General features: G+C 66.3%; 12 protein-coding genes and 3 pseudogenes. 4 read left to right on the top strand and 11 right to left on the bottom strand.

Annotation, left to right across the window (positions count from 1 at the left end):
- Window positions 1–70: 70 nt before the first annotated feature.
- The 3 genes and pseudogenes from QE444_RS06575 to QE444_RS06565 form a co-directional block, all read right to left on the bottom strand.
- Window positions 71–1,225: a phosphatidylserine/phosphatidylglycerophosphate/cardiolipin synthase family protein gene (locus QE444_RS06575; RefSeq protein WP_187981179.1), complete on the bottom strand. Its 1,155-nt coding sequence runs from the start codon at window positions 1,223–1,225 to the stop codon at window positions 71–73.
- A gap of 186 nt (window positions 1,226–1,411) precedes the next feature.
- Window positions 1,412–3,550 carry a bifunctional diguanylate cyclase/phosphodiesterase gene (locus tag QE444_RS06570; protein ID WP_280310893.1) on the bottom strand — a complete coding sequence of 713 codons (2,139 nt, stop codon included), beginning with the start codon at window positions 3,548–3,550 and terminating at the stop codon, window positions 1,412–1,414.
- 250 nt (window positions 3,551–3,800) lie between these two features.
- Window positions 3,801–4,519 (bottom strand): annotated as a pseudogene (locus QE444_RS06565) (OmpA family protein).
- A gap of 195 nt (window positions 4,520–4,714) precedes the next feature.
- On the opposite strand from QE444_RS06565, the gene QE444_RS06560 reads away from it, so the two are divergent.
- The 3 genes from QE444_RS06560 to QE444_RS06550 are packed head-to-tail and all read left to right on the top strand — an operon-like array spanning window position 4,715 to window position 7,250.
- A complete protein-coding gene (locus QE444_RS06560; protein WP_309741933.1) occupies window positions 4,715–5,005 on the top strand; it encodes a metalloregulator ArsR/SmtB family transcription factor in 291 nt (96 codons plus the stop codon).
- 16 nt (window positions 5,006–5,021) lie between these two features.
- Complete coding sequence (locus QE444_RS06555; protein ID WP_133862115.1) at window positions 5,022–6,185, top strand: MFS transporter; 1,164 nt, start codon at window positions 5,022–5,024, stop codon at window positions 6,183–6,185.
- Window positions 6,186–6,200: 15 nt separating this feature from the next.
- Complete coding sequence (locus QE444_RS06550) at window positions 6,201–7,250, top strand: alkene reductase (RefSeq protein WP_093254064.1); 1,050 nt, start codon at window positions 6,201–6,203, stop codon at window positions 7,248–7,250.
- A 141-nt stretch (window positions 7,251–7,391) separates the two neighbouring features.
- On the opposite strand, the pseudogene QE444_RS06545 reads toward QE444_RS06550, so the two are convergent.
- The 4 genes and pseudogenes from QE444_RS06545 to secA form a co-directional block, all read right to left on the bottom strand.
- Window positions 7,392–8,341 (bottom strand): annotated as a pseudogene (locus QE444_RS06545) (Nudix family hydrolase).
- The gene (locus tag QE444_RS06540) at window positions 8,338–8,976 is read right to left on the bottom strand and encodes a glutathione S-transferase family protein (protein WP_133862118.1); all 639 of its coding nucleotides are present in this window, start codon (window positions 8,974–8,976) and stop codon (window positions 8,338–8,340) included. Before QE444_RS06540 ends, QE444_RS06545 begins: the two are co-directional and overlap by 4 nt.
- Before the next feature lie 82 nt (window positions 8,977–9,058).
- The gene (gene argJ, locus QE444_RS06535) at window positions 9,059–10,276 is read right to left on the bottom strand and encodes a bifunctional glutamate N-acetyltransferase/amino-acid acetyltransferase ArgJ (RefSeq protein WP_280310884.1); all 1,218 of its coding nucleotides are present in this window, start codon (window positions 10,274–10,276) and stop codon (window positions 9,059–9,061) included.
- A gap of 188 nt (window positions 10,277–10,464) precedes the next feature.
- Window positions 10,465–13,207 (bottom strand): annotated as a pseudogene (gene secA / locus QE444_RS06530) (preprotein translocase subunit SecA).
- A gap of 234 nt (window positions 13,208–13,441) precedes the next feature.
- Between secA and QE444_RS06525 the strand changes: the two are divergent.
- Window positions 13,442–13,909 (top strand): DUF721 domain-containing protein, encoded by a 468-nt coding sequence (locus tag QE444_RS06525; RefSeq protein WP_280310881.1) that lies wholly within the window; start codon window positions 13,442–13,444, stop codon window positions 13,907–13,909.
- Here the strand turns inward: QE444_RS06525 and QE444_RS06520 are convergent.
- The 4 genes from QE444_RS06520 to QE444_RS06505 form a co-directional block, all read right to left on the bottom strand.
- A complete protein-coding gene (locus tag QE444_RS06520; RefSeq protein WP_280310879.1) occupies window positions 13,906–14,085 on the bottom strand; it encodes a hypothetical protein in 180 nt (59 codons plus the stop codon). The two genes, QE444_RS06525 and QE444_RS06520, sit on opposite strands and share 4 nt — an antisense overlap.
- A 211-nt stretch (window positions 14,086–14,296) precedes the next feature.
- A complete protein-coding gene (yjiA, locus tag QE444_RS06515; protein ID WP_309737577.1) occupies window positions 14,297–15,289 on the bottom strand; it encodes a GTPase in 993 nt (330 codons plus the stop codon).
- Between the two features lie 247 nt (window positions 15,290–15,536).
- Window positions 15,537–15,740 (bottom strand): YbdD/YjiX family protein, encoded by a 204-nt coding sequence (locus tag QE444_RS06510; RefSeq protein ID WP_007162682.1) that lies wholly within the window; start codon window positions 15,738–15,740, stop codon window positions 15,537–15,539.
- Between the two features lie 12 nt (window positions 15,741–15,752).
- Window positions 15,753–17,810 (bottom strand): carbon starvation CstA family protein, encoded by a 2,058-nt coding sequence (locus tag QE444_RS06505; RefSeq protein ID WP_280310872.1) that lies wholly within the window; start codon window positions 17,808–17,810, stop codon window positions 15,753–15,755.
- Window positions 17,811–17,886: the final 76 nt, after the last annotated feature.

Here is a 17,886-nt window from a genome sequence, read left to right as displayed (position 1 = left end):
TCCGCGGGACGATGGGTCCGGCCAACAGCGCCGGATCGGTTATGTTACCCGCACCTGACAACCGGGGCTGCTAACCGCGACCCAGTACACCGATCACCAGGCGATCCAGCGAACCCCACAGCCATTCGCGCGCCCGTCTCCACCAGGGGCGACTGCGCCAGAATTCCAGGGTGATCTCGCGGCTCTGGGCGAAATCCTTGACGAAGCTGGCCGCCACCGCCTGACTCAGGCCGCGATCCACCGCTTCGACATTGGCCTCCAGGTTGAACCTCAGATTCCAGTGATCGAAGTTGCAGGAGCCGACACTGACCCAGTTGTCCACCAGCACCATCTTGGCGTGGATGAATCTCGGCTGGTATTCGTAGATGCGTACACCGGCGCGCAACAGACTGCGGTAGTAGCGTTGCCCGGCGAAACGCACCGGCGGATTATCGGTGTGCCGACCGGTGAGCAGCAGGCGCACGTCGACGCCGCGGCGCGCCGCGCGCCTGAGCGCCCAGCGCACGCGCCAGGTCGGCAGGAAATAGGGAGTGGCGAACCAGATGCGTTGCTGGCCGCCCACCAGGGCCCGAATCAGTGCCTGGAGGATGTCTCGGTGCTGGCGGGCGTCGGCATAGGCCACCCGGCCCTGCCCTTCCTGGGCAGCGGGTGGTGGCGGTGGACGCTCGCGCCCGCGCCGCGGACGCGGCTTCCAGGCGCGGCGGCGACCGACCGCTTCCCATTGGCGCTCGAACAGGGCCAGCCAGTCTTCCACCAGCGGCCCCTGGATGCGCACCATCACCTCGTGCCAGTTGCAGTCGCTCTTGGCCGGATCCCAGAAGTCGTCGGTCGCGCCGCTACCACCGACGAAGGCTTCCGCGCCGTCGATGATGAAGATCTTGCGATGATCGCGGTGCAGGTTGTGCAGGCCGTGGCCGAAGCGCACGGGATTGAAGACGCGCAGCTCGGCGCCGGCTTCCTCCAGCTGACGGCGCAAGCCGGCATCCATCCGCAGGGTACCGAAGCCATCGAACAGGCAGCGTACCGCGACGCCGCGGCGGGCCGCCTCGGTCAGGGCCACGAGCAGCTGCTCGGAGCAGCTGCCGGCTTCCACCAGATAGAGTTCGACATCGATCTGGCGACTGGCGCCAGCGATGGATTCGAGCATGGCCGGAAAGAACCGACCGCCGTCCACCAGCAATTCGAACCTGTTGTTTTCCCGCCATGGAAAGACGGCGCCCCGCATGCTTCCTACTCCGTGCCTGTGGCCCTTGCATAAGAAGGCACGGACGGGTGTTCGTTCAGTGGCGTGCGTGGTTTGGCTGGCCAGGTGCCGGCCCGGGAAGTCCCGCCAGCTCTGGCACGCCGCCTGGTCCGCGGCCTGCGCCGATGGACGGCGGCTGCTCGCTGCTGGCGCAGGCCCTCAGGGCGCCTAGAGCGTTGGCTCGGGCCGCTTGGCGGCCCAGTCCACCTGCTGGGGGAAGCGTCCGGTCACCTCGGCGCTCAGCGGTCGGGAAACCAGGAAGCCCTGCATGATCTCGCAGCCGTGCTCGATCAGCCAGTCACGCTGCTCCAGGGTCTCCACGCCTTCGGCGATGACTTCCAGATCCAGGTTGCGGCCCAGCTCGAGGATGGTGCTGACGATGGCGGCATCGCGCGAGGAATCGAGCATGTTGGCGATGAACAGCTGATCGATCTTGAGGGTATCCAGCTCGAAGTGGCGCAGGTACGCCAGCGAGGAATAGCCGGTGCCGAAGTCGTCCACCGCGATGCGCACACCGAGGGCGCGCAGTTGCGACAGCTGCGCCCGCGTGTAGTCGATGTCGTGCATCAGCGCCGACTCGGTCACCTCGATTTCCAGCTGCCTGGGTTGCAGCCCATGGGTCTCGATGATCTGGCGCAGGCTTTCCGCCAATTGCGGCATGCCGAACTGCACGGGGCTGAGGTTGATGCTCAGCAACAGTTCGTCGCCGTAGATCTCCTGCAGGGACTGCAGCTTGGTGGCGCCTTCGCGGAAGATCCAGTCGCCGATGCGGTTGATCAGCCGGGTCTCTTCCAGCAGCGGGATGAAGACACTGGGCGAGACCTTGCCGGCCACCGTGTGCTCCCAGCGCAGCAGCGCCTCGAAGCCCCGCAGGCGACCATCGCGCAGATAGACCTGCGGCTGGTAGGCAAGCACGAAATCCTTGTTGTCGATGGCATTGCGCACGCTTTCTTCGAGCATCAGCCGGGAACGCGCACGGCCATTCATTTCCGGCGAGAAGAAGCGATACTGCTGGCGCCCGCCACGCTTGGCCTCGTACATGGCGATGTCGGCGGATCTCAGCAGGCCGTCCACGGTATGGCCGCAATCGGGATAGCTGGCGATGCCGATGCTGGCGCCCAGGCTGACCTCCATGCCGTCGATGCGATGCACCGTGGCCAGCAGCTCCAGGAGCTTCTCGGCGACGCGGGCGGCATCCTCGGGATGTTCGAGGGAATCGAGCAGCGCGGTGAATTCGTCGCCGCCCATGCGGGCCAGGATGTCGTAGGGCCGCATGCAGCTCTTGAGCTGCTCGGCGACGATGCACAGCACCCGATCCCCGGCCTCGTGGCCGAGCGAATCATTGATGCGCTTGAAACCGTCGAGATCGATGTAGAGCACGGCCATGCGCTTGCCGTTGCGGCCGCTGCGCGCCAGCGCCGCTTCCAGGGTCTGGTTGAAGCCGCGGCGATTAAGCAGCCCGGTCAGGGCATCGGTGACGGCCTGGGATTCGAGCTGGTCCTGCAACTCGCGCATGCGCGACATGTCCAGGGCGATGATGACCATGGCCCGCTGCATGCGCGGCAGCGGTGCGCAGGACAGCGCCACCGGCAGGCTGTCGCCGCGATTGGTGCGCAGGCGGGCGTCGTGCAGGCGATAGGTCTCGCGGCGGTCGTAGTGTTCCATGAAGGGCGAGGTCTGCCAGTCGTCGAGACCGCTGCCCCCTTCGAGGAAGTCGAGGAAGTTGGCATGCACCAGGTCACTGACGCTGCAGCGCAACATGCGGGCGATGGCGGCGTTGGCGAATGTCACCCGGCCCTGCTCGTTGACGGTGAGGATGCCCTCGGCGGCATTGTCGAGCAGCGAGTCGCTGAAGGACTTGGCCAGCTCCAGCTGCTGGGTGGCCTGCAGCAACTCGCGACGATTGCGCTCGTGATCGAGCAGCGAGCGCACCTTGTGGCGGAGGATATTGGGATCGACGGGCTTGAGCAGATAGTCGACCGCGCCGGTGGCATAGCCACGCAGCACCGATTCGTAGGAGTGGGCTTCGGCGGAAACGAAGATGATCGGGGTGAAGCGGGTACGCAGGTTGCTGCGCATGATGCGCGCCACCTCGAAGCCGTCCATGATCGGCATCTGGACGTCGAGCAGGACCAGGTCCACGGTTTCGTCCAGCAGGTGTTGCAGGGCACGCTCACCCGAGGCAGCGGTGATCACTCGCCAATTTCCGACCTCCAGCACGGCCTGCATGGCGAACAGGTTCTCCTGGCGGTCGTCCACCACCAGCAACACCGGGCCTTGCTCTGACTGCGGTAACGGGCACTCCATCAAGCCTTTTCTCCCCGCGGCTTCTGCCGCCGTGCAGCAGCCATATGCGGCTGGCTACCCCTTCCCTTCGTGTCCGTTATGCGATGTGTCGCTCCAACCCTACTAGCGTAGCAGCCGGACAGGCGCCTGCCGCCTGCCATTTGACAGGAGGGGGCCTTTGCGACGTCTATCAGAGCGCAAAATGGAAAAGCAGTTTCCGCCGCCCTTCACGAGGGCGTGGAAACTGCGGTTCACGGGCGACGAGCGGTCATTACTGGGCGGGGGTGCCGGTCGCTCCGGGCAGGGGACGCAGATTGACCTCGACGCGACGATTCTGCGCCCGGCCGTCGGCGGTGGCGTTACTGGCGATGGGCGCATCGGGACCGGCGCCGCGGGTACTCAGCCGCGCCGCGGGTACGCCCTGGGCGGTCAGGTAGCCGGCGACGTTCTGCGCCCGGCGCTGGGACAACTCGACGTTGTGGGCGCGGCTGCCGGTGCTGTCGGTATAGCCGACGATCTCGATGCTGTTCTGATCGAACTGCTTGAAGGAATTGGCCAGGTCGTTCAGCGGCTTGTAGAAGCTGTTGGCGATGTCGGCCGAGTCGGTGGCGAAGGTGATGTTGCCGGGCATGATCAGCTTGATGTCATCGCCCTGGCGCTGCACCTCGACGCCGGTGTTTTCCATCTGCCGGCGCAATTCGGCTTCCTGGCGGTCGGCGTAGTAGCCATAGCCCGCTGCCGCTGCGCCCACGGCCGCGGCGCCGATCAGCGCACCCTTGCCCCGATGATTGTGATCGATGGCAGCACCGGCGACGGCGCCGGCGAGAGCGCCCAGGCCACCGTACTTGGCGGTGTTGGAGGTGCCACCGCTGGCCTGACCCTGATTTTCGTAGGGATTGGGGGAAGCGCATCCAGCCAGGGTGGCCAGGGCCAGGCTGGCGAGAAGGATACGGGTGGGCAGCGCCATGTCTTTACTCCTTGAAGATCCATTGCGGCGAATGGGGCCGCACCTGGCAATTCTAGCCGCGTGATCTGAATCGCAACTGAACGAAGCGGCGCCCCTGGACACTTATCGCGATAGTGAGCCTCTAAGTCCACGATAGGCAGAATCGAAGATGGATAGCTTGCATATCGGTTTTTTACGATCTAAGGTTCGCTACCACCCAATATGACGATGCGACCGTGATGGACGAGATCCTCAAAGCCCTGGCCAATCCCCTGCGCCGCCAGATCCTCGACTGGCTGCGCGATCCCCAACGGTACTTCCCGCACCAGGACCATGACCTGGGCACGGGCGTCTGCGCCGGGCAGATCGAGGCCCGTGCCGGGCTGTCGCAGTCGACGGTCTCGGCGCACCTGGCGGTACTGACCCGGGCCGGCCTGGTCACTACGCGGCGCATCGGCCAATGGGTGTTCTATCAACGCGACGAGGCCGCCATCCAGGCCTTTGTGCAACGTCTCGCTCGCGAACTCTAGTCTGCAAGGAATCCTGATGCCCGCTTCTCTCATCGTGCTGGCGCTGAGCGCTTTCGCCATCGGCACCACCGAATTCGTCATCATGGGCCTGCTGCCCAACGTCGCCGCCGATCTCGGCGTGTCCATCCCCAGCGCCGGCTGGCTGGTCACCGGCTATGCCCTGGGTGTAGCCGTCGGCGCGCCCTTCATGGCCTTGGCCACGGCCCACTGGCCGCGCAAGCGCGCCCTGCTCGCCCTGATGGGCATCTTCATCGTCGGCAACCTGCTCTGCGCGGTGGCCAGCGGCTACAACATGCTCATGCTGGCGCGGGTGGTCACCGCCCTCTGCCATGGCGCCTTCTTCGGTATCGGCGCGGTCGTCGCCGCGAGCCTGGTCCCGGAGAATCGCCGCGCCTCGGCGGTGGCCCTGATGTTCACCGGTCTGACCCTGGCCAATGTGCTGGGCGTGCCCCTGGGTACCGCCCTGGGCCAGGCGGCCGGCTGGCGCTCGACCTTCTGGGCGGTGGTGGTGATCGGCGTGGTCGCCCTGATCGGGCTCTGGCGGGTACTGCCGGCCGACCGCAACCAGCCGCGCGCAGACCTGCGCCGGGAGCTGCTCGCCCTGCGCGGCCTGGGCTTCTGGCTGGCGCTGTCGATGACGGTGTTCTTCGCCGCCTCCATGTTCGCCCTCTTCACCTATGTGGCGCCGCTGCTGCAGGAAGTCACCGGTGTCTCGCCGCGCGGCGTCACTGGCACCCTGCTGCTGATCGGCCTGGGCCTGACCCTGGGCAACTTCATCGGCGGCCGCCTGGCCGACTGGCGCCTGGCTACCAGCCTGGTAGGCATCTTCGTCGCCCTGGCGCTGACCTCCGCCGCGCTGCGCTGGACCGGCCACGCTTTCCTGCCGGCGGAAATCACCCTATTCCTCTGGGCCGCGGCCGCCTTCGCCGCCGTGCCGGCCCTGCAGATCAACGTGGTCACCTTCGGCAAGGACGCGCCGAATCTGGTCTCGACCCTCAACATCGGCGCCTTCAACGTGGGCAATGCCCTCGGCGCCTGGGTCGGCGGCCTGGTGATCGACCACGGCCTGGGTCTTACCGCGGTACCCCTTGCCGCCAGCGGGCTCGCCCTGCTGGCCCTCATCGCCACCCTGCTGACCGCCAGCCAGGCCCGCAAGAGCGGCCTGGCGACCGCCAGCTAATCAAGAGAGCTAGCCATGACTCAGCTGTTCGAGCCGATCAAGATCGGCGCCCTGGAACTGCCCAACCGCGTCATCATGGCGCCCCTCACTCGCTGCCGCGCCGAACCGGGCCGGGTCCCGGGCGACCTGATGGTCGAGTACTACGTGCAACGCGCGTCCGCCGGACTGATCATCACTGAGGCCACCTCGGTGGACCCCATGGGCGTGGGTTATCCCGACACCCCCGGCATCTGGTCCGACGCGCAGGTGGCTGGCTGGCAACGGGTGACCACTGCCGTGCACAAGGCCGGTGGCCGCATCGTGCTGCAACTCTGGCATGTGGGCCGCATCTCCGATCCCCGTTACCTCGACGGCGAACTCCCGGTGGCGCCAAGCGCCATCGCCGCCCAGGGTCACGTCAGCCTGCTGCGCCCCAAGCGTGACTATGTCACCCCGCGGGCGCTGGAAACCGCCGAGATCCCCGGCATCGTCGCCGCCTATCGGCATGGCGCCGAGAACGCCAAGCGCGCCGGCTTCGACGGCGTCGAGGTCCATGGGGCCAACGGCTATCTGCTCGACCAGTTCCTGCAGAGCGACACCAACCAGCGTACCGACAACTATGGCGGCTCCATCGAGAATCGCGCCCGGCTGCTGCTGGAAGTGACCGATGCCTGCATCGATGTCTGGGGCGCCGATCGCGTCGGCGTGCACCTGTCCACCCGTGGCGACATGCACACCATGGGCGACAGCGACCCTGCCGCCACCTTTGGCCATGTCGCTCGCGAGCTGGGCCAGCGCCAGGTCGCCTTCATCTGCATCCGCGAAGCGGCCGGCAGCGACAGCCTCGGCCCGGACCTCAAGGCGGCCTTTGGTGGCGTGTACATCGCCAACGAGAAATTCGACAAGGCCAAGGCCAATGCCTGGCTCGACGAAGGCAAGGCCGATGCCGTGGCTTTCGGCGTGCCCTTCATCGCCAACCCGGATCTGCCGCAACGGCTGGAACAGGACGCCGCGCTGAACGAGCCGCACCCGGACACCTTCTACAGCAAGGGCCCGGTGGGCTACATCGACTATCCGCGGCTGTAATTTTCTTCGCCGTTAGGAAAAGCCCGCCAATTGGCGGGCTTTTTCTTGGGCTTCGCAGGCGGCTGGGATAGCTCTACCGACGAAGCCCAGGGTCACGAGTTCCGTTCGTCCCTGTTGGGCTTCGCTACGCTCAGCGCCAACCTACGCCGGTGTAGGCCAGAACGCGCGGATCGCCGCCACGCCCTGGGCGCCGGCCTGCCAGGCGCCGGCGAGATCGTCATCGCCTAGCCCCCCCAGCAGATAGGCCGGCAGGTTGCAGTCGGCCAGCAGTTGCTGGGCCTTGACCCAGCCGAGGGTCGGGGCGCCGGGATGGCTCGCGGTGGGCATCACCGGCGACAGGGTGATGAAATCCACCCCCATCTGCTGGGCCAGGGCCAGCTCCTCGGCGTCGTGGCAGGAAGCCGCCAGCAGGCGCTGCTCCGGGAAGGGTCGGCCATTGGGCGCATAACGACGCAGTTGCTCGGCGGTCAGGTGCCAGCCGGCGGCAGGAAAATCGCCCAGCCATTCCAGCGGTCCCTTGAGCATCAGCTGGGCGCGTCCGGTGCAGAGCCCCTGGACGTCGCCCGCCAGGTCGCGGTACTGCGGATCGAAGTTGTCCGGCGTGCGCAGCTGGACCAGGCGGATGCCACTGTCCAGGGCCCGGTGCAGGCCGTTGAGCAATTCCGCAGTGGTCAATTCGCCAGGGGTGATGAGGTAGCGCGGTCTGGCAGACGCGCCGCCTGGACGATGGGCCGATTGGCCGCCGGGAAGTCGTAGTTGACCAGGTCACGCGGGGCCACCCAGGCCAGCGGCTGGCCTTCGGCGCCATGGGCGTCGCCGCTGAAGGCGTCCACCTGCCAGACATCCAGCAGTACCGCCTGGTCGGGATAGTCGTGGCGCACCTGCAGCAGCGGGCGAGCCGCTGTCACCTGGATACCCAGCTCTTCGGCCAGTTCGCGCGCAAGGGCCACGGCCGGAGCTTCACCGGCCTCCACCTTGCCTCCCGGAAACTCCCAGAGGCCGCCCTGGTGCTTGTGCGCGGGGCGTTGGGCGATAAGGATCTGCCCCTGGGGGTCGCGAATCACCGCCGCGACGACATGCAGACGAGTCATGCGCTCTGCTCCTCCGTTTCAGCCTCCGCCAGCCAGCGCTGGAAGGCCGGCCAGGCGTAGATGGTTTCGACATAGGCGGCCGCCTCGGCCGACAGTTCCACCCCGTAGCTGCGGAAGCGGCTGGCGACCGGGGCATAGAAGGCATCGGCGATGGTCGGCGTACCGAACAGGTAGGGGCCCTGCTGGCCATAGCGCTCGCGGCATTCGCGCCACAGGCGCTGGATGCGCTGGATGTCTTCCACCGCCTCGGCGGTGGTCGACTTCAGCCGCTGGCGGCGACGCAGATCCATGGGCAGCTCGCGGCGCAGGGCCAGGAAGCCACTGTGCATCTCGGCGCACAGGGCGCGGGCATGGGCGCGGGCCAGGGTGTCCGTCGGCCACAGCCCGGCATCGGGATAGGCCTCGGCGAGATACTCGACGATGGCCAGGGAATCCCAGATGGTGCCCTCGGCCAGTTTGAGCACCGGCACCTTGCCGGTAGGCGACTGGGCCTTGAGCAGGGCGCGGCTGTTGGGGGTATAGAGCGGGATCGACACCTCCTCGAAGGCGGCGCCGCTGAGCTCCATGGCCAGCCAGGCCCGTAACGACCAGGAGGAGAAATTCTTGTTGCCGATCACGAGTTGCAGCTGGGACATGCGGGGATTCCTCGAAACGATGCGGCCCGCGAGGACCGCCGCAGGCGCCCGCCGGAGCGGACGCCCAGGCGTCGGGTAGCCGTCAGGTACGGTACTCGGCGTTGATCTTCACATAGTCGTGGGACAGGTCGGTGGTCCAGATGGTCTCGCTATGGCTGCCGCGACCCAGCTCGATGCGGATCTCGATCTCGGCCTGGGCCATGACCCGCGCGCCCTGCTCTTCCGTATAGGTGGCCGCGCGACCGCCCTGCTGGCAGATCTGCACGCCGCCAAGGAAGACGTCGATCAGGCTGACATCCAGCTGGGGCACGCCGGCCCGGCCGACGGCGGCGAGGATGCGGCCCCAGTTGGGATCGGAGGCGAACAGCGCGGTCTTGATCAGCGGCGAATGGGCCACGGCGTAGCCGACGTCCAGGCACTCCTGGGCATTGCCGCCACCATTGACCTGCACGGTGACGAACTTGGTGGCACCCTCGCCGTCACGCACGATGGCCTGGGCCAGTTCGGCGAATACCGCGAACACCGCCTCGCGCAGTTGCTCGAAGGCGCCGCCGCTGGGCTGGGTGATTTCCGCCATGGCCGCCTGGCCGGTGGCCACCAGCATGCAGCAGTCGTTGGTGGAGGTGTCGCCATCGATGGTGATGCGGTTGAAGGAGCGGTTGGCGGCGTCGGCCAGCAGATCCTGCAGCAGGCTCCGGGCGACCTTGGCGTCGGTGGCCACGTAGCCGAGCATGGTCGCCATGTTCGGCTTGATCATGCCGGCGCCCTTGCTGATACCGGTCACGGTAACGGTGATGCCGTCCACCTGGAACTGGCGGCTGGCGCCCTTGGGCAGGGTGTCGGTGGTCATGATGCCGGTGGCGGCAGCGGCCCAGTTGTCTTCGGCAAGATCGGCCAGGGCGGCCGGCAGCGCGGCTTCGATCTTCTCCACGGGCAGCGGTTCGCCGATCACCCCGGTGGAGAACGGCAGCACCGCCTCCTCGCCGACGCTGGCCAGGGTAGCCAGGGTCTTGGTGGTGCGCTCGGCCGCGGCCAGACCGGGCTGCCCGGTACCGGCGTTGGCGTTACCGGTGTTGGTCAGCAGGTAGCGCACGGGACCGGCAAAGCGCTGGCGGGCGACGATCACCGGCGCGGCGCAGAAGGCGTTCAGGGTGAAGACCCCGGCCACGCTGGAGCCTTCGGCACAGCGCATCACCACCACATCCTTGCGCCCGGGACGCTTGATGCCGGCGGAGGCGATACCGAGTTCGAAACCGGGAACCGGGTGCAGCGTGGAGAGCGGACCGAGACCGACAGCCATGGGAAAACTCCAGTGAAAGAAAAGGAAACGCCGCGAGCGGAAAACCGGTCGCGGCGTGGAAAGCAGCCTTCCCGCGCTCGCCTCGCCCAGCCTGGGCAAGGGGCGCAGACAGCCTAGCGGGTGGAGTTTACAACCTGTCGGCGCCTATGCCGACAGGTTGCCGTCGCCGCGGCTGCCCGGACCGGCCCTCAGTCGAGCTTGCCGTGGCACTGCTTGTACTTCTTGCCGGAGCCACAGGGGCACGGCTCGTTGCGACCGATCTTCTGGTCATTGCGCTGGGGCTGCAAGGGCACCACGGTGTCCTCGCCCTGCTCGTCCTCGAGCACCTCGGGGTCGACCAGCGAAGGGGCCTCAGCGTGCTGGAACTGCATGCGCTCGGCCAGGGCCTCGGCCTCGCGGCGCATGCGCTCTTCTTCCTCGGCCGGATCTTCCCGGCGTACCTGGACGTGGGACAGCACGCGAATGGTGTCGCGCTTGATGCTGTCCAGCAGTTCCTGGAACAGGTTGAAGGACTCGCGCTTGTATTCCTGCTTTGGGTTCTTCTGGGCGTAGCCGCGCAGATGGATGCCGTGACGCAGGTGATCCATGGTGGTGAGGTGGTCTTTCCAGAGGTCGTCGACCACCCGCAGCAGCATCTGCTTCTCGAAGTTGCGCAGGGCTTCGCGACCGGCCATGTCTTCCTTTTCCAGGTAGGCGGCTTCGAGCTGTTCGAGGATCTTCACCCGCAGGGTGTCCTCGTACAGCTTGTCGTCTTCGTCCAGCCATTGGCCGATGGGCAGTTGCTGACCGAAGACGCTGTAGATCTCGGCTTCCAGGCCGGGAACGTCCCACTGTTCGGGCAGCGACTGCGGCGGGATGTGCTCGTTGACCACCTGGGTCAGGGTCTCCTCGCGGAAGCCCTTGATGGTGTCGCCGACGTCTTCGTTTTCCAACAGGGTGTCGCGCATGTGATAAATCACCTTGCGCTGCTCGTTGGCCACGTCATCGTATTCCAGCAGCTGCTTGCGGATATCGAAGTTGCGACCCTCGACCTTGCGCTGCGCCTTCTCGATGGCGTTGGTGACCATGCGGTGCTCGATGGCCTCGCCACCCTGCATGCCCAGGGCCTTCATGAAGTTCTTCACCCGGTCGGAGGCGAAGATGCGCATCAGGCTGTCTTCCAGCGACAGGTAGAAAGCGGCTGGAACCCGGGTCGCCCTGGCGGCCGGCACGACCGCGCAGCTGGTTGTCGATCCGGCGGGATTCGTGGCGCTCGGAGGCGATCACGTGCAGGCCGCCGGCATCGATGACCTGCTTGTGGCGCGCCTGCCAGGCGGCCTTGATCGCGGCGATCTGCTCCGCGGTGGGATTCTCCAGGGCCGCGGCTTCCACTTCCCAGTTGCCGCCGAGCAGGATGTCGGTACCACGACCGGCCATGTTGGTGGCGATGGTCACGGCGCCCGGACGACCGGCCTGGGCGATGATCTCGGCTTCCCGTTCGTGGTACTTGGCGTTGAGCACCTTGTGCTCGATGCCGGCCTGGGTCAGCAGCTGGTCGACGTACTCGGAGCTCTCGATGGAGGCGGTACCCACCAGCACCGGACGGCCTTCGGCCTGGCACTGCTTCACGTCCTCGATGATGGCCTGGTACTTCTCGGCCTGGGTCAGATAGACCAGGTCGTTGAAGTCCTTACGGGCGATCTCGCGGTGGGTCGGGATCACCAGCACGTCGAGGTTGTAGATCTGGCGGAATTCGAAGGCCTCGGTGTCGGCGGTGCCGGTCATGCCACCGAGCTTGTTGTAGAGGCGGAAGTAGTTCTGGAAGGTGGTCGAGGCCAGGGTCTGGCTCTCGGGCTGGATCGGCAGTCCTTCCTTGGCCTCGATGGCCTGGTGCAGGCCTTCGGAGAGACGACGACCCGGCATGGTCCGGCCGGTGTGCTCGTCGATCAGCAGCACCTGGTCCTGCTGGACGATGTACTCGACGTTGCGATGGAACAGGGTGTGGGCGCGCAGGCCGGCGAACACGTGGGTCAAGAGGCCCAGGTTGTGCGCGGAGTAGAGGCTCTCGCCCTCGGCCAGCAGACCGGTCTCGGTGAGCATCTCCTCGATGAACTGGTGACCCAGCTCGGTGATCTCCACCTGGCGGGTCTTTTCATCGATGGTGTAGTGGCCGACCTGGGTCGGATTGCCTTCCTCTTCCTCGATGTGCTGTTGCAGACGCGGGATCAGCAGGTTGATCTTCTGGTAGAGCTCGGAGCTGTCTTCGGCCTGGCCGGAGATGATCAGCGGGGTCCGGGCTTCGTCGATGAGGATGGAGTCCACCTCGTCGACCACCGCGAAGTTCAGCTCGCGCTGGTACTTCTCGGCCATGCTGAAGGCCATGTTGTCGCGCAGGTAGTCGAAGCCGAATTCGTTGTTGGTGCCGTAGGTGATGTCCGAGGCATAGGCGGCGCGTTTCTCTTCCGGCGGCTGGAACGGCAGGATGATGCCGACCGACAGGCCGAGGAATTCGTACAGCGGCCGCATCCAGTTGGCGTCGCGGCGGGCCAGGTAGTCGTTCACCGTGACCACGTGGACGCCCTTGCCGGACAGCGCGTTGAGATAGACCGGCAGGGTGCCCACCAGGGTCTTGCCCTCACCGGTACGCATCTCGGCGATCTTGCCTTCGTGCAGCGCGGCGCCGCCGATCAGCTGGACGTCGAAGTGGCGCATGCCCATGACCCGCTTGCCGGCCTCGCGGACCACGGCGAAGGCCTCGGGCATCAGCACGTCGAGGGACTCGCCCTGCGCGACGCGCTGCTTGAATTCCTCGGTCTTGGCGCGCAGTTGCTCGTCGCTCAGGGAGGCAATCTGGGATTCCAACGCATTGGTGGCCACCACGACCTTGCCTAGGCGTTTGACATCTCGTTCGTTCTTGCTTCCAAAGAATTTCTTCAACAAAGGCGCAAACATATCGACTGGAATTCTTCCGCTGGAATGAGGGGAGCGAAACGGGCGGCAAGGCCTCTGCAGAGCCTGGCCAGACGCCTGGGCGCGGGGGTTGAAACCCGCGGTGTCCCGCGATGGTAATCGGGCATTCTACTCGGAAATGCCGATGAGGAAAGAACGACGGCCCCCTGGCCGCCAGGACGCCAGAGCGATCTGTTACCATCGGCGTCTCCTCTTCGCCCATCGCGAGTCCTGCGCATGGCCTTTCGCCCCCTCTCCGCCGTCGCTCCCGCCGCCCTGCTGCGCCAGGCCAAACCGCTCAAGGCGCTGTTTCGCGAGGCCGAGCGGCTGGGCCGGCTGCAACAGTTGCTGGAAGAGCAGCTGCAACCCGCCGCCCGACCTCATTGCCGGGTGGCCAGCTGGCGCGAGGGCACGCTGTTGCTGGTGGTCAACGACGCCCACTGGGCGACGCGACTGCGCTACCAGCAGCCGCGCCTACTGCGCTTCTTGCAGAAGGCGCCGGAGTTCGCCGGACTGACGCGCCTGCAGTTCAAGATGCAGCCGAACCCTGGCGTCGCCACCCGTGTCCGGCCATTGCGCCAGGTCAGTCAGGTCGGCGCCGACAGCCTGCGCGAAGTCGCGGCCGGCATCCGCGACCCCAAGCTCAAGGCGGCCCTGGAGCGACTGGCCAGTCGTACCGGCCAGGCCGCGGATAGCGACGTCTAGGGCCAGCCCACCAATAGCCGACCAGCGATACCGGCCAGACTGCCCATGACGACCAGGGCAATTCGCCGCCACCAGCGCCGTGCGCGCGTCTCCCGGTGCGGCAGCAGGTGATCGATCAGCAGCGCGCCTAGCAGGATCAGGCCGCCAGTGACCAGGGCTTGCCATAGCAGGAGCATGCAGAGCGTCCTCGGTGAGGGATATTTGGTTCGGTGGCGCTACGCCTCGTCCGGCGTCATCGACCGGATTGCCGCCATCCCATTGGCGCCGACACCGCGCTCAGGCATGGCCGGAAGCCCGGATCGCTGAAGCCCATATCGAAGGCGCCTTAGGGTTCTGCGTCCCACGGCGCTACCCGCCCTGATTCTGTTGCTGGTGACCCAGCCCGCCTCAGGCGCGCGCCACTGCCCGCTCGAAGGCGGCGCGGATGCGCTCTTCCGGCAGGTCCATGCCGATCAGCACCACGCGACTCTCGCGCTCCTCGTCGGCCAGCCAGTCGCGCTCCCAGTCGGCGGCATAGATCTGCTGCACGCCCTGGAACAGCAGGCGGCGCTCCTCGCCCGCGATGTTGAGCAGGCCCTTGTAGCGCAGCAGGTCGCAGCCGAGGGTGTCGAGCAGCATCTCCATCACCTTGCCGATCTTGTCTTGGTCGTAGGGGCGCGACTCGCGGATGGCGATGGACTGGATGCGCTCGGTGAGACTGACGGCTTCCGACACCGGTCGCAGCGGCCGGAACAGCGTCGGTGGCGCCAGGTCCTCGTCGTGCAGGTTGAAGCCGCGGATATCCAGCAACTCGGCCAGGTCGATGCGGCCATGGTCGACATGGCGGATCGGCGCGCGGCGGTTGATGCGCTGCAGGCGATTCTCCAGCGCCTCGATCGCCGCCGGTTCGGCCAGATCGAGCTTGGTCAGCAGCAGGCGATCGGCGAACCCGATCTGCGCCTGCAGCAGCGGATCGCTCAGTTGCTCGCTGGCGTGGACGGCGTCCACCAGGGTCAGCACCCCGTCGAGCAGATAGCGCTCGCGCAGGAGCTCGTCGGTAAAGAAGGTCTGGGCCACCGGACCGGGATCGGCGAGACCCGTGCACTCCACCACCAGCCGCTCGAAATCCAGCTCGCCGCTGTCCAGCCGCTCCAGCAGCACGGTCAGGGCATAGGCCAGGTCCTTGCTGCCGGTGCAGCAGACGCAGCCGTTGGCGACCTTCATCAGCTGCACGGCGCCGGCGTCTTCGAGCAGTTCGCCGTCGACGTCGAGGGCGCTGAATTCGTTTTCGATCACGGCGATCCTGAGGCCGTGCTCGGCCTGCAGGATGTGCTTGAGCAGGGTGGTCTTGCCGGCACCGAGAAAGCCGGTCAGGACGGTGACGGGAATAGGTTCACGCATGGAAAACTCCAGACAGAAAGAGGCCGGGCATGGAGCCCGGCCTTGGAACCTGCTCACGATCTCGCGAGCTAGAGCCAAGCAAGGCCTAGGCGGCCCCACGAAAAGGCCTGAGGAAGCGGATCGGACTCGCGCTCGAGTTTACGAGTGGTAAATGAGCATTCCGACGGGGCTGGCCTTCCAGGGCCTTTTCAACGCCGTTTGGCCGACGCGCAGCAGATCATGAACAGGTTCCAATGGAGACCCTGGGTCAGCAGCAGCGTATGGCGCCGGACTTGCCGCCACCGTAGCGCGCTTCCTGGCGCTCGCGGAAGAAGGCTTCGTAGCTCATCACCGGCTGGTCCGGATGCTTGCCGCGCATGTGCTCGACATAGGTGTCGTAGTCGGGCATGCCCACCAGCATCTTGGCGGCCTGCCCGAGGTATTTGCCCATGCGACCCAGGTCATTGAACATGAGAGTGCTCCTTTAGGAACCCGCTACCGGCTGGAAGGGGGTCTCTCGATCGCTGCGCTCGGGCTTGGCCAGGGCGGCGCGACCGACCTTGATGGAAAAGAACAGGATGCTCATCACCACCACCAGGAACAGCACCGACAGGGTGGCGTTGGTGTAGGCGTTGAAGACGATGTGCTGCATCTGTTCCATGCTCTTGGCCGGGGCGATCACCTGCCCCTGGGCTATGGCGGTGCTGTACTTCTTGGCCAGGGCCAGGAAGCCGACCGCCGGATTCGAATCGAACAGCTTGATCAGGCTGGCGGTGGTGGTGCAGATCAGCAGCCAGACGGCCGGTACCAGAGTGACCCAGACATAGCGCTGGCGCTTCATCTTGATCAGGACCACCGAGCCCAGCATCAGAGCGATACCGGCGAGCATCTGGTTGGAAATGCCGAACAGCGGCCAGAGGGTGTTGATGCCGCCCAGCGGATCGACCACGCCCTGGTACAGCAGCCAGCCCCAGAGGGCGACGCAACCGGCGGTGCCGATGACGTTGGCGGTCCAGGAGTCGGTCTTCTTCAGCGCCGGCACGAAGCTGCCCAGCAGGTCCTGCAGCATGAAGCGTCCGGCGCGGGTACCGGCATCCACCGCGGTGAGGATGAACAGCGCCTCGAACAGGATGGCGAAGTGGTACCAGAAGGCCATGGTGTTCTCGCCCGGCAGCACGTTGTGCATGATCTGGGCGATCCCCACCGCCAGGGTCGGAGCGCCACCGGCACGGGCCAGGATGGTGTGCTCGCCGATCTCGGTCGCAGTGGCCTGCAGCATCTCGGGCGTTACCACGAAGCCCCAGGTGCTGATCTTGGCAGCGACCGACACCACGTCGGCACCGACCACGGCGGCCGGGCTGTTCATGGCGAAGTAGACGCCCGGCTCGATCACCGAGGCGGCGACCATGGCCATGATGGCGACGAAGGATTCCATCAGCATGGCGCCGTAGCCGATGTAGCGGGCGTGGGTTTCCTTGGCGATCAGCTTGGGCGTGGTGCCCGAGCTGATCAGGGCATGGAAGCCGGACACCGCGCCGCAGGCGATGGTGATGAACAGGAAGGGGAACAGGGTGCCCTTCCACACCGGACCGGTGCCGTCGACGAACTGGGTCAGGGCCGGCATCTTGAGCGTCGGCATGGTCACCAGGATGCCGATGGCCAGGGCGATGATGGTGCCGATCTTGAGGAAGGTGGACAGGTAGTCACGCGGCGCCAGCACCAGCCAGATCGGCAGCACCGCGGCGACGAAGCCGTAGCCGATCAGCATCCAGGTGATCTGCACGCCGGTGAAGGTGAAGGCCGGACCCCACACCGGATCGGCGGCGACCACGCCACCGGCCCAGATGGAGGCCAGCAGCAGCACCACGCCGACCAGCGAGATCTCGCCGATGCGCCCGGGGCGGATGTATCTCATGTAGACGCCCATGAACATGGCGATCGGCAGGGTGGCGATCACCGTGAACATGCCCCAGGGACTCTCGGCCAGGGCCTTGACCACGATCAGCGCCAGCACCGCGAGGATGATGATCATGATCAGGAAGCAGCCGAACAGGGCGATGGTGCCGGGGATGCGCCCCATCTCCTCGCGCACCATGTCGCCCAGGGAGCGACCGTTGCGGCGGGTGGAGAGGAACAGCACCACGAAATCCTGCACCGCGCCGGCGAAGACCACCCCGGCGATCAGCCAGAGGGTGCCGGGCAGATAGCCCATCTGGGCAGCGAGCACGGGACCGACCAGCGGACCGGCGCCGGCGATGGCGGCGAAGTGGTGGCCGAAGAGGATGTGCTTGTTGGTGGGGACGTAGTCCAGGCCGTCGTTGTTGAGGACGGCGGGCGTGGCTCTTTTGGCGTCGAGCCCCATCACCTTGGTGGCGATGAACAGGCTGTAGTAGCGGTAGGCAACGAGGTAGATCGCCACGGCGGCGACCACGATCCAGAGGGCGTTGATCGCTTCGCCTCGACTCAGCGCCACGGTACCCAGCGCGAAGGCGCCCAGTACGGCAACGGCGAACCAGGCAAGATGGCTGGCCATTCGGGTCATGCTTGTTCTCCTGCCGCGCACCAGTGGCCGCGGCGATACTTGTTATTGTGAGAGCCCACAGCGGAGCCATATTACT

Origin of the sequence: Pseudomonas sp. SORGH_AS_0199 (assembly GCF_031453735.1) — a bacterium.
Taxonomy (GTDB): Bacteria; Pseudomonadota; Gammaproteobacteria; order Pseudomonadales; family Pseudomonadaceae; genus Chryseomonas; species Chryseomonas aestiva.
This window is presented reverse-complemented; position numbering and strand designations above follow the sequence as displayed.

Excerpts from the sequence above, each read along its gene's own strand:
- QE444_RS06570 (WP_280310893.1), bottom strand. The coding sequence starts at position 3,550 with ATGGAGTGCCCGTTACCGCAGTCAGAGCAAGGCCCGGTGTTGCTGGTG.
- argJ (WP_280310884.1), bottom strand. The coding sequence starts at position 10,276 with ATGGCTGTCGGTCTCGGTCCGCTCTCCACGCTGCACCCGGTTCCCGGT.
- QE444_RS06540 (WP_133862118.1), bottom strand. The coding sequence starts at position 8,976 with ATGTCCCAGCTGCAACTCGTGATCGGCAACAAGAATTTCTCCTCCTGG.
- QE444_RS06555 (WP_133862115.1), top strand. The coding sequence starts at position 5,022 with ATGCCCGCTTCTCTCATCGTGCTGGCGCTGAGCGCTTTCGCCATCGGC.
- QE444_RS06525 (WP_280310881.1), top strand. The coding sequence starts at position 13,442 with ATGGCCTTTCGCCCCCTCTCCGCCGTCGCTCCCGCCGCCCTGCTGCGC.
- yjiA (WP_309737577.1), bottom strand. The coding sequence starts at position 15,289 with ATGCGTGAACCTATTCCCGTCACCGTCCTGACCGGCTTTCTCGGTGCC.
- QE444_RS06550 (WP_093254064.1), top strand. The coding sequence starts at position 6,201 with ATGACTCAGCTGTTCGAGCCGATCAAGATCGGCGCCCTGGAACTGCCC.
- QE444_RS06510 (WP_007162682.1), bottom strand. The coding sequence starts at position 15,740 with ATGTTCAATGACCTGGGTCGCATGGGCAAATACCTCGGGCAGGCCGCC.
- QE444_RS06505 (WP_280310872.1), bottom strand. The coding sequence starts at position 17,810 with ATGACCCGAATGGCCAGCCATCTTGCCTGGTTCGCCGTTGCCGTACTG.
- QE444_RS06560 (WP_309741933.1), top strand. The coding sequence starts at position 4,715 with ATGGACGAGATCCTCAAAGCCCTGGCCAATCCCCTGCGCCGCCAGATC.
- QE444_RS06520 (WP_280310879.1), bottom strand. The coding sequence starts at position 14,085 with ATGCTCCTGCTATGGCAAGCCCTGGTCACTGGCGGCCTGATCCTGCTA.
- QE444_RS06575 (WP_187981179.1), bottom strand. The coding sequence starts at position 1,225 with ATGCGGGGCGCCGTCTTTCCATGGCGGGAAAACAACAGGTTCGAATTG.